The sequence below is a fragment of the Microcoleus sp. T3_A4 genome, assembly GCF_036700465.1.
Classification (GTDB): Bacteria; Cyanobacteriota; Cyanobacteriia; order Cyanobacteriales; family Microcoleaceae; genus Microcoleus.
On record NZ_JAUBOY010000025.1, the window covers coordinates 60,399 to 72,111 of the forward strand.

An 11,713-nucleotide genomic window follows, 5' to 3' on the forward strand; every position below is an offset into this window, starting at 1 on the left:
CAGTCATATAAAAAAATAGTATTAATCTATAGCTGGTAAAAGTATAGTCATTTATAGGCATGGGAGGCTTCAAGTCCCTCCCCCTTCACTTTTACCTTGAGCGGATTAACCCGCCTCGGCTGAACTACGCAGCTCCCTATCCCATCGCTGAAGGCATTTGGGATTGCTTTTCTGAGGATATTGTACGCTGCATTCACATCGGAATTAATTAGCTGACCAACCGATGTTTTGTACAAACCCCGCTTAATTCGCTTACCAGTAAACACAGGCTCTTTTTCGGTTTTTCCATAAACAGGAATTGGGTCTAAACCTAAAAAACTGGAGCGAGATGTGTAGGATTCTTCCTGCACAATTACATTGATTCCCGCCAACCGAGCTTTGTACTCCAACATTTCAATTAATCGAGAGTGAGGAATACTAACAAAGTTTTGGTTGGTTTGCTTCCCTAGATCAATTTCTGTTTTCCACTGCGCGTTCTTGCCAATTACTAGCGTCCCAATCTGCTTGGTGAGCAAAAGGTTAATAATTAGACGGCTAGCATGATGCAAATAATTATCAACTTTTTGGTGGCGACAGCGGGTTAAGCGCTGAATGCGAGGCGAAGTTTTTCGACTTCCTTTTAACTGGGATTGCAATCGTGCTTTCCGCTTGTTGTAGAACTGGTTGATCGATTTCAATGGTCGCCCGTTAATCAACAAAGGGATAAATCCCGGTTGATTTGAAGTTAACGCCACTAAATTATCCAGTCCTAAATCAATACTAGCTACAGAATTAGCGTTGCCAAGGGTGGACTCCGGTTCATCATAAATTACCTCAATTACATAGGAATCACATTTCGGAACCAGCCTAACTTGGCAAATCTTATCGGGAGCGACTTTGGTTTTGATTAAAAGTTCAGTACCCGAAAGTTGAATGATTCCTTTCTTCAACTGTTTACTGCTAATTGCTTGAATCGTGTAGACGAGAATGTTTCGCCCTTTAGTCTTATCTTTGTACTTTGGCAATTTTGGGCTACCCGTGAATCTTGAAGAGTCAGCTTTGTAAGCTTTAACGGCTTCAAAAAACGCTTTCCAATTCTTGTCTAGCACCATCAAGATTTGCTGACTTACTTTAGCAGGCAAAGCCTTGTATGCTTCATGAGACTTCATCAATCGGTTCATTTCGTTATAACTGACATAACCCCATCCATAAATAAAGCTTTGACGAATGACGTAATTGGCGGCATTGTAGAGGTTTTTGGACTTGAAAGCTAGTTCGTCTATTTGGGCGAAACGGTGTGACGTTGATTTAATGATGTGCCTCTCTGTTAGTTGCATTTGAGACTTGCGTTTTTTGGGCTATGCGTATTCCTTGTTCAACACTCACAACAATAGAATACCATTATTGTTTATAATTGCTTATACAATACTTCGGACAGTTTTAGATATAGTTGAGTGTCCGAAACCATTGCTGGCTATATGCTGGACTATTTTTTCAAGGTTTAAGTTCAGCGCTAAGTTTCAGAAAATGCGTAAAAAATGGCAGGGCTTCCTCGCCCTCGGCTTACAGGGCCGTTAAAAAACTGTCCGAAGTATTGTTATAAACTCAATGAAGTTTTACAATACCTACAAATCCAAGCTCTAGAATTATAATGAAAAAAATTGAAAAAGTCCCCAAATTCCTGTAAAATTGCCCTAAATAACCAAATAATATCGATCGAAAGCACTCACAGGCGAAAAAGATCGCATATAAAAAAGAAAAGAATCAATTAGACAGAAAATAAAGAGGTGAAACCCCTTGCAAAAATTAGCCAGCATAGAAAAGCCGATCGACTCAGGGGAAAAATCCATAGCAGTCAACACCCAAAAGGCTCAAACATTTTACGATCGCGGCAACGCCCTAGAAGCAATGGGACGATTCCAAGCAGCGATCGAATCTTGGGAAGAAGCGATCGAACTTGAACCAAAATTTTATGAAGCCTGGTACAACCAAGGCGTAGCCCTCAAAAAAATGGGCCAGCTAGAAGAAGCGATCGCAGCCTACAACAAATCCCTACAAATCAAACCAAACAATCCCGAAGCGTGGTATAACCGCGCCAACGTTTTGCGGAAGCTCAATAGACTCTCAGAAGCGATCGCATCCTACGAAAAGGCGATCGAACTCAACCCCAGCTACCCCGAAGCTTGGACGAACCGCGGCAACACCCTCGTCAGCTTAGAGAAATTATCAGAAGCGATCGCATCCTACGAGAAAGCTATAGCAATCAAACCAGACTACTGCGAAGCTTGGTACAACAAAGCATTTGCCCTGAGAAAATCCGACGAAAATACAGCCGCGATCGCCTCCTACGACAAAGCGATCGAACTCAAACCAAATTTGCATCAAGCTTGGTACAACCGCGGCTTAGCCCTAGCCGATGAAAAACTCTACCCGGAAGCCGTCGCCTCCTACGACAAAACCCTGCAACTGCGGCCGAATTCCGCCGAAGCCTGGAACAAACGCGGCAAGGCGATCGCCCAAATGGGACAATTTGAATCAGCGATCGCATCCTGGGACAAAGCCCTCGCACTCAACCCAAACGACAGCGAAACCTTTTATAACCGTGGCTTAGCCTTCGCAAACTTACAACGCTTGGAAGAAGCAATAGCCTCTTGGGACAAAACCCTAGAGTTGCAGCCAGACAACACCGAAGCCTGGTACAACCGCGCCGTCGCCCTCAAAAAAATTCAACGATTTACCGAAGCGATCGCCTCCTACGATAAAATCATCGCACTCACACCCGACGATCCCAACCTGTACTATCAAAAAGCTTGCGTGTACGCCCTGGAAAAACAAACAGGCGAACTCACAAACAGCCCCGAACTTGTAGCTACAAGCATCCGGCTGGCGATCGAAAACTTGTCCAAGGCGATCGAACTCAATCCGCATAAATACCGGAAATTGTGCAAAAATGACTCTAAATTGCGTACAATACGGGAAGAAGTGCGGTTTTTAGCTTGATTTCAGGGTAGCAATGATTGATGGAGACGGATGCCGCACTGCAACCTTTGTAGGCAAAACAGCACCATAAACCCCCAATCATGCAAACCCTAGACAAAACTCAAGCAAAATTCGCTCAACTGGCAGCCCACCTCAGAGAAGTTAACGATATCGAATCAGCCTCGTCGCTGCTGCATTGGGATCAATCAACTTATATGCCCGCCAAAGGTGCAAATGCCAGAGGCCGCCAGTTGGCTACTCTCAAACAAATATCCCACGAAAAATTTACCGACCCCAAAATAGGTGAACTCCTAGAAGACTTGCGTTTCTACGAACAAACCCTCCCCTACGACTCCACCGCAGCCAGCCTGATCCGCATAGCCCGCAGAGACTACGATCGCGCCTCCAGGGTCCCCGCAACCTTCATGTCCGCACTCTGCCGCCACCAAGCCGACAGCTACGAAGCTTGGGCCGCAGCCAGGGCAGCCAACAATTTCGCAGCGGTCGAGCCGTATCTAGAAAAAACCCTAGAATTAAGCAGGCAATACGCCGATTTTTTCCCCGGCTACGAACACATTGCCGATCCTTTGATCGATCGTAGCGACTACGGCATGAAAGTATCTCTGCTGCGCCCGCTTTTCGCCAAACTGCGTGAAGAGTTAGTGCCGATAGTCGAAGCCATCACCTCGCAACCTCCCGCCGACGACTCCTGCTTGCACCAAGACTTCCCAGAATCCCAGCAACTAGAATTCACCCGTAAAGTCGTAGAACGCATGGGGTACGACTTCCAACGGGGACGGCAAGACACCACCCTGCACCCGTTCATGACCAACTTCTCCATAGACGACGTACGAATTACCACCCGCGTCTATGAAGACCACTTGGATCAAGCACTCTTCAGCAGCATCCACGAAGCCGGACACGCCCTCTACGAACTCGGAAATTCCCCGGAATTTGAAGGCACGCTTCTGGCAGGCGGCATTTCCTCCGGCGTCCACGAAAGTCAATCGCGACTTTGGGAAAATTTGGTGGGGCGCAGCCGCGGTTTGTGGGAATGTTTCTATCCGCAACTCCAAGGCGTATTTTTGCGACAGTTGGGACACGTATCCACTGACGCATTTTACCGGGCAATTAACAAAGTCTCACGATCGCTCATCCGCACCGACGCCGACGAAGTAACCTACAACCTCCACGTCGCCATCCGCTTTGACCTAGAATTGGCAATGGTAGAGGGAAAACTAGCAGTGCGAGACCTCCCCGAAGCCTGGAACGAACGCTATAAAACCGACCTCGGCGTTGTCCCCGCCACCGATAGCGAAGGCGCGATGCAAGATGTTCACTGGTATGTTGGTACGATCGGCGGAATGTTCCAAGGTTACACCCTCGGCAACTTGATGAGCGCCCAATTCTACGAAACAGCAGTAAAAATCAATCCTGAAATTCCGGTAGAAATAGAACGGGGCAATTTTACCGTACTCCACAACTGGCTAAAACAAAACATCTACCAGCACGGCCGCAAATACACCGCTGTCGAATTGATCGATCGCGTTACAGGTTCACCTTTAACTATCGATCCCTTTATCCGCTACATTCGCCACAAATACGGGGAATTTTATGTCATTTGAGGGATAGCAACTTCACTTTGCAGATTTTAAAATGGCATTAAAAAAAGTAGCCCCCTAAAAATAAATGGCGATACTCACAAAGTATCGCCCAGTTTTACAACGAAAATCAAAAATCCTAAATAAGGGAGTATGTATGTCGGAACTCTTTCAGGCTGTTATCGCCAGCGACGAAAAAACCGACTTGCGTCAGTTTGTGAGCGATTTGCGCGCTTTGGGAAACAAATATTTACTGCGAAACGACATAGTTAACGCTTTTGCCGCCTACTGCACCAAATACGAAAAGCCTGAAGAGTTCCATCAATCTTCTCATTTAAGCAAATTAATTTACTACGTTCAGGAAATTATCCTCGAAGATGGTAGCCTTTGCGTCCTGCTGCGACCAAAAATTGCTACAATGGAAATAGTGCGAGTTGCAGACGACTTGACTGTTGAGCAGATGACAGTGCAAGACTTGCTCGATGTGCGCGATCGGTTCGTCAACCACTTTCACCCCCACGAAGGCGACATTCTCGAACTAGATTTCGGGCCTTTTTACGATTATTCCCCCACAATTCGCGACCCCAAAAACATCGGCAAAGGAGTGCAATTCCTCAACCGATACCTGTCCAGCAAACTATTTCAAGACGCCAGACAGTGGCAGGAAACTCTATTTAATTTCTTGCGGATTCACCGCTACAACGGCGTACAATTACTAATTAACGATCACATAAAATCCCAAGAACAACTTTCAAAACAAGTCAAAAAAGCCCTCACCTTTGTTAGCGAACTTTCTGAAGAAGAATCCTACGAGAGATTTCGACGGGTTTTGCAAATGATGGGTTTCGAGGCAGGTTGGGGAAATACCGCCGCCCGCGTGCATGAAACCCTAGGACTTCTTGACGAATTAATTGATGCCCCCGATCCGCAAACCCTAGAAGCATTTATTTCTCGCATCCCGATGATTTTCAACATCGTCCTAGTTTCTCCTCACGGCTGGTTCGGCCAAGAAGGAGTTTTGGGGCGACCGGATACGGGAGGTCAGGTAGTTTATGTCCTCGATCAAGCCAAGAGTTTAGAGAAACAACTGCAAGAAGATATTCATCTTGCCGGCCTCGATAGTTTAGGCGTCAAACCTAAAGTAATTATTCTCACCCGGTTAATTCCTAACAGCGACGGCACGCGCTGCAACAAACGTTTAGAAAAAGTTCACGGCACAGAAAATGCTTGGATTTTGCGGGTTCCCTTCCGGGAGTTCAATCCCAAACTGACTCAAAATTGGATTTCGAGGTTCGAGATTTGGCCTTATTTGGAAACTTACGCGATCGATGCAGAAAAAGAACTGTGGGCTGAGTTTCAGGGTAAGCCAGATTTAATTCTCGGCAACTATTCAGACGGCAACTTGGTAGCGTTTTTGCTATCTCGAAAACTGAAAGTTACTCAGTGCAATATTGCCCATGCGCTGGAAAAATCTAAATATTTGCTCAGCAATCTTTACTGGCAAGAATCAGAGGAAAAGTACCATTTTTCGCTGCAATTTACGGCCGATATAATTGCCATGAATGCAGCTAATTGTATTGTCAGCAGCACCTATCAAGAGATTGTGGGCCAACCCGATAGTGTCGGTCAGTACGAATCTTACAAGTGTTTTACCATGCCGGATTTGTACCACGTTGTGAACGGGATTGAACTGTTCAGCCCTAAATTCAACGTCGTGCCGCCGGGAGTTAACGAAAGTGTGTACTTTCCCTACACGCGGATAGAAGACCGGGTGCAAGGCGATCGCGATCGGCTCCACGAATTATTATTTACTCTAGAAGACCCGGAACAAGTCTTTGGAAAACTCGACGATCCGCACAAGCGCCCTTTATTTTCGATGGCCCGGCTCGATCGCATTAAAAACATGACAGGCTTAGCAGAATTGTTCGGAACAAGCCAGGAATTACAAGAAAAATGCAACTTAATTCTAGTAGCTGGCAAGCTTCGCGTCGAAGAAACCGACGATTACGAAGAAGCAGAAGAAATTAAAAAGCTCTACGCAATTATCGACCAATACAACCTTCACGGTAAAATTCGCTGGTTGGGAGTGAGGCTTTCCAAAAGCCTGTCCGGCGAAATCTACCGGGTAATCGCCGACACCCAAGGTATATTTGTTCAGCCAGCCTTATTTGAAGCTTTCGGCTTGACAATTCTCGAAGCAATGATTACCGGTATTCCTACTTTCGGGACACAGTTTGGTGGGCCGCTGGAAATTATTCAAGATGGCGTAAATGGGTTTTATATCAACCCGACCAACCACCAGGAGACTGCCCAAAAAATTCTAGCTTTTTTCTCGAAATGCGAACACAATCCCAACTATTGGTATGAAATTTCAACGCGAGGCATTGACCGAGTTTATAGCACGTATACCTGGAAAATTCACACTACCAAGCTGCTGACGCTGGCGCGGAGTTACGGTTTCTGGAACTACTCGTCCAAGGAAAACCGCGAAGATATGCTCCGCTACATAGAATCGCTGTTTTATCTCATTTATAAGCCAATAGCAAAGGCTTTATTGGCAGAACACGCAAATCGATAAGTCGCGAGTTTTGCTTTTTATATCCAATCCGTTGGTATCGCAATTATTCATCTCTCTCTTCCCTTTCTCTGTATCCTCTGCGTCAAGAGGGGTTTAATAATTCCCATACAACCGAAATTGATATTACGGGGAGATTGAAGGAAAAAACTTCGCTTTTCATAGATCAACTTTGTAGAAAATTCGCCTGTAAAGATTTGTGAATGACGGCAGGTTTTGTACCATAAGACTGAGGCTAAAAGACGTGGTTTATACGAAAATATGAGCTTTGGTAACGAAACATCTCGGAATCAAGCGGGTTTATTAGGAATAGTGCGAACCGGCCCCTACTTCTAACAGGTAAGTTGTGAGTGCTGGTGTCCCGAGTGCTGAAATTCTAGAGACCGGGGCAGATATAGCAACCGCGGCAGACGCTTAGAACTTTCTTAATGGCTCAAACCAATGCGGTCTATTACCCCTTCCCTCGGACTTCTTCTTACCCGATAGCGAAGTAGAAGGGCATTCTTCCTTCTTGCTTTTGCTATATGTCTCAGAAAGCTGTCCGGGTAATACAATTAGATTTAGAAACTTGAAAACAGGGAAACCTTGTCAAACCTTACTAACAGGATGAAATTTATGCGTGTGACTACTGTTACGATTTTCAGCTTGATCGCTCTGCTCGCTCCCGGCTTAACCCGAAAGGCAATTGCTGCTTTTGACTCCGAGCCCTTGGTGCAGGAACAGTACCGCAGAGACTTTACGGCTCCCGCCGATCCGGGTGCGTCAGCATCGCCCGATGGAAAGTCCGAAGCAGATATGTTTAACAAGCCTTTTTACGCGGGCGAGCAGGCGCCAGTCAGAAAGGAAAAAACTATCTCGGCGGGAGCTGACGGGCCAGAAGTTGCCGCCATACAGCAACGGTTGCAGGTGCACAGTTTCAAGGTGGGGACGATCGACGGTTCCTATGGCTCTCGCACTACATCGGCGGTTCGTGCCTTTCAGCAGTCTAAGGGTTTGAACTCAGACGGCATTGTGGACAAAGAAACTTGGACAGCTTTAGCAGCAGATCCGGCGCCTGCTCCTGAAACTGTGCAGAACAATGCTCCAATTCTGAGCAATGCTGCTGTTGCCGGCAATCCTCCAGCTCTTCTAAATAAAGGCACTGTCGGTTCCAAGGTGAAGACGCTACAGGTGCGTTTGGAAATGCAGGGTTACGATCCGGGCCCGATCGACGGCATTTTTGGCGCTCGCACTGCTACGGCTGTCAAGAACTTTCAGAAATTTAAGGGTTTGACGGTTGACGGCATGGTTGACGAAACAACCTGGAAGGCGCTGGGTCAAAAGTAAGCGAGGAGTAAAACATACGGAAAATTGCTGTGGCGATAACTCATGATTGAACCCGGTGTGCCAAAATGACCGGGTTTCTCGATGTTGGGCGATCGAGCAATTTGGTCATCCGCCTGCGGATTTATCAGTGGGTCGCTGTGTTTTATCTAAAATCTAAAATCTAAAATCTAAAATCGATTGACCGATCGCTCTGTTGTGTGCTATAGTATTAAAATGTCAAAATGCGGATATGGCGGAATTGGCAGACGCGCCAGATTTAGGTTCTGGTTCCGAGAGGAGTGAAGGTTCAAGTCCTTTTATCCGCATAACAGATTGTATTCCCAAACGAAAAACCCCCACCCTTGGTTTAGCAGAGTTTTTGCTGCCTTGTGAACGGCATCCCGGAATTGAAGGTTGTGTTACAAGCTGCCATTTTTGCCAAGGGCTTTGAAGGCTATGTCCTTGATTCTATCGTGGTTTTGACTCTTGTTGTCACCCCGTCCGGGCTTTTGCTAACTCTTGATAATTAGGCGTCTTGATAGAACGGAGAATATTTTTAAGTTTTGACCATAAATTTTCACGCTTGTGAGAAATCGGGCGAATAGGGCGACAGGTATATTAATTTTGCCTCTTTCTCTTTAATGGCTTTTTCTACTTCTTCTCCGGTATGAATAGTACAATTATCCAGCACTACACAAGCACCTTTCCATAACTTTGGCACTAATTTTCTGATAATAAAAGCCTCAAATGTAATTCCATCAGTTGTACCTATTAAATTAACTCATGTTAGGACTTCTTTGACCGATATAGCTCCAATTATTGAGACATTTCTTCGGCGTTTATTCGGTTGTGATCACGAGAGCTCTTGAACCTTTTAGAGATCGAGCATATAACCTAACCATTGCCCAGTTTACTCCACATTCATCAATGAATATTAAGTCGTTCAAACAAACTTCTCTAATTTTTTGCCAGAACTCGTATCGCAGGTTCTGAACCCTGTCAGTGCCTTTGTCTGACGGGAAAAGAGTTTTTTTTCAAAGTCATGTTTAAGAGTTTTGCCATTCTTCCCATCGTTGCTACGCTGATGGTAAAACCAATTTTTTGGTACAGTAAATAACGGAGTTCTTCGAGAGTTGCATCATTGTTTGCTTCAATCAATTCCGCTACAATTAGCAGTTGTTCTGCATTCAGTTTTAATTTGACTCCACATCGCTCAGTGCGAGGAGCAATGTTTTGGGTGTCACGATACTGTTTAACCCATTTTTGGACAAAACTCTGAGGCTCCACAAAAACGCTTAGCTATTGCTCTTTGTGACAGCGGTTCATTATGGTACACATCCATAATTTTTTGTCTAAAATCAAGAGAATAACTTTTCATTTTTACTAATGCGTGATCCTTGCTAAAATTTGAGATAGTTGTCATTCTAGTGACTGCGGGTCGAGCGACTACTGCTCGAAGAGCGCCCCATTTAATTAGAACTGTATAACATTTTGAAGTTCTATATTTTTCACTCCGTTTAAGTCAGTTATATTATACCTCATCTTTCTAAGAAATGCTATAGATGCTCCCTCGGCCCCAGCCGACATTAGTTATCCTACCGACTTAGGACTATTAAACGGAACCAGATTTCATACCGACAAAATTATAGGTATCCTGTATAAATAACTCAAATATCAAACCAATAAAAAAACAAGAACCTACCGTAATATTGCCAAAAAAAACTACTTAGCAGTAGCGAAAAAAAGACGATTAACCCGCAATAAAATAAGACGAAGCCTTAAGAAATAACTCCAATACATCAAAAGAAATCTCGCTCATATTGAACAGCTAATCGAGTCAGGTGCGACCCTAGAAAGTTTGAATAAAAAGCAATATAAAACCTTCCTAGTCCTCACGGAAGTCTATCGTCAACAGCTATGGTTATTTGACAACAATAAACAGAGTATTGAGGATATAATAGTAAGTTTAAGTCAGCCCCACATTCGCCCAATAGTCAGAGGAAAAGCCGGAAAAAGCGTAGAGAGGCGAGCCAAACTATCAGCCAGTTGCTTTGAAGGGTATGTATTCTTAGACCGGATGAGCTGGGATAACTTTAACGAATCTGGGGACTTAAAAGCACTCTTTAGAAGCATATCATAGGATCACAGGATATTATCCAGAGTCAGTTCATGCAGATCGAATTTATCGAAATCGAGAAAACCGAGCTTGGTGTAAAGAAAGAGGAATTAGAATCAGTGGCCATCCTTTAGGAATAGCTCCAGCAAATGTGAGTAAAGAAAAAAAGAGGCAAGCGTTGGAAGATGAGAGAATTCGCAACGCGATTGAGGGAAAATTCGGACAAGGTAAACGAAGATTCGGTCTGAATCGAGTGATGGCTAAACTTGATAATACATCTGGTAGCGTTATTGCAATTACTTTTTTGGTAATGAATCTTTCTACCTGGTGGCGCCGGGTTTTTTGTGTGTTTTTATGTCTGTTTGGAAAAAGAACACCTGTTTTGGAAGCGATGATAATCTTCCCTTCTAATAGGAGTGGATTAATACATAAAAGACTTATATTAAATCGAGCTTGAATATATCGATCGCTCCTGTTATTGGGAAAGCAATGAATTATTCAGCAAGCCCTAATTAGTCACTATAAAATTGACATAATTCCAAATCATGCACAAGTATTTTTTAGAGAATCTGCATCAACAATTGAGAATTATTTTGAGGGTATTTGCAACTACTGTCTTGATCGCACCACAAGTAAAGTCATGGAAGGAATCAACAATCGGATTAAGTTGATAATGGGGCAAGGGTATGGTTTTTCTAATTTTAATAATTTTAGGAATCGCGTAGCTTGCTTTTTTGATTAGATAAACTTGTAACCATAAGTTCAGGAGAGCCAGTTGAACGCCGCAAAATCTTTTCAAGAGTACCTTCAAAGCCTTCTACAATTATCCGATCGCCCAATTGAAACGGTTCGTGCCACAGCAACAATATTTCCGCTAAAAAGTATTTGAAGATGTCTGGGAACGGGAAACTAATCCCTACTGAACCAAGTCCTAACCAACTGATGATATCTGCAGGCTGCCAAGCTGGGAACGCAATCACGCAGGCCCTCAAACTGCCAGCCACCCAAGTGAGAGTGTCAAATAATTCAAGAATGCCACGCTAACACAAAAGATTGAGCTCGATCGCCCGACAAGAATGTTTGACTCTCACTGTGCGGGTGACTCCATCGACTAGCTCGCTAATCATTAAAACACAATCAAAATTTAAGATTAGCAGC

Annotated in this window: 9 protein-coding genes, 1 tRNA gene and 1 pseudogene; 7 read left to right on the plus strand and 4 right to left on the minus strand. The window is 44.4% G+C overall.

What is annotated here, in order from left to right:
- Positions 1-47: 47 nt before the first annotated feature.
- Positions 48-1,316 (minus strand): transposase, encoded by a 1,269-nt coding sequence (locus QUA07_RS15605; protein WP_333326585.1) that lies wholly within the window; start codon positions 1,314-1,316, stop codon positions 48-50.
- Positions 1,317-1,776: 460 nt separating this feature from the next.
- On the opposite strand from QUA07_RS15605, the gene QUA07_RS15610 reads away from it, so the two are divergent.
- The 5 genes from QUA07_RS15610 (at position 1,777) to QUA07_RS15630 (ending at position 8,765) form a co-directional block, all read left to right on the plus strand.
- Complete coding sequence (locus QUA07_RS15610) at positions 1,777-2,979, plus strand: tetratricopeptide repeat protein (RefSeq protein ID WP_333326587.1); 1,203 nt, start codon at positions 1,777-1,779, stop codon at positions 2,977-2,979.
- An 80-nt stretch (positions 2,980-3,059) separates the two neighbouring features.
- Entirely contained in the window at positions 3,060-4,583 is a 1,524-nt protein-coding gene (locus QUA07_RS15615) for a carboxypeptidase M32 (protein WP_333326589.1), read from the plus strand.
- A 133-nt stretch (positions 4,584-4,716) separates the two neighbouring features.
- On the plus strand, positions 4,717-7,137 hold the full coding sequence (locus QUA07_RS15620; protein WP_333326591.1) for a sucrose synthase: 2,421 nt from the start codon (positions 4,717-4,719) through the stop codon (positions 7,135-7,137).
- A gap of 612 nt (positions 7,138-7,749) precedes the next feature.
- Entirely contained in the window at positions 7,750-8,460 is a 711-nt protein-coding gene (locus QUA07_RS15625) for a peptidoglycan-binding protein (RefSeq protein WP_333326593.1), read from the plus strand.
- A 223-nt stretch (positions 8,461-8,683) separates the two neighbouring features.
- Positions 8,684-8,765, plus strand: a tRNA-Leu gene (locus QUA07_RS15630).
- A 251-nt stretch (positions 8,766-9,016) separates the two neighbouring features.
- On the opposite strand, the gene QUA07_RS15635 is transcribed toward QUA07_RS15630, so the two are convergent.
- Both QUA07_RS15635 and QUA07_RS15640 read right to left on the minus strand, forming a co-directional pair.
- On the minus strand, positions 9,017-9,211 hold the full coding sequence (locus QUA07_RS15635; RefSeq protein WP_333326652.1) for a transposase: 195 nt from the start codon (positions 9,209-9,211) through the stop codon (positions 9,017-9,019).
- Positions 9,212-9,438: 227 nt separating this feature from the next.
- On the minus strand, positions 9,439-9,726 hold the full coding sequence (locus QUA07_RS15640) for a hypothetical protein (protein ID WP_333326595.1): 288 nt from the start codon (positions 9,724-9,726) through the stop codon (positions 9,439-9,441).
- A 271-nt stretch (positions 9,727-9,997) separates the two neighbouring features.
- Here QUA07_RS15640 and QUA07_RS15645 point away from each other — a divergent pair.
- Positions 9,998-11,012: pseudogene (locus tag QUA07_RS15645) on the plus strand (transposase); the annotation flags it as partial.
- Between the two features lie 144 nt (positions 11,013-11,156).
- A complete protein-coding gene (locus QUA07_RS15650; protein WP_445305894.1) occupies positions 11,157-11,297 on the plus strand; it encodes a transposase in 141 nt (46 codons plus the stop codon).
- Here QUA07_RS15650 and QUA07_RS15655 read toward each other — a convergent pair.
- Positions 11,266-11,535 (minus strand): mechanosensitive ion channel domain-containing protein, encoded by a 270-nt coding sequence (locus tag QUA07_RS15655; RefSeq protein WP_333326597.1) that lies wholly within the window; start codon positions 11,533-11,535, stop codon positions 11,266-11,268. The genes QUA07_RS15650 and QUA07_RS15655 overlap by 32 nt on opposite strands.
- Positions 11,536-11,713: the final 178 nt, after the last annotated feature.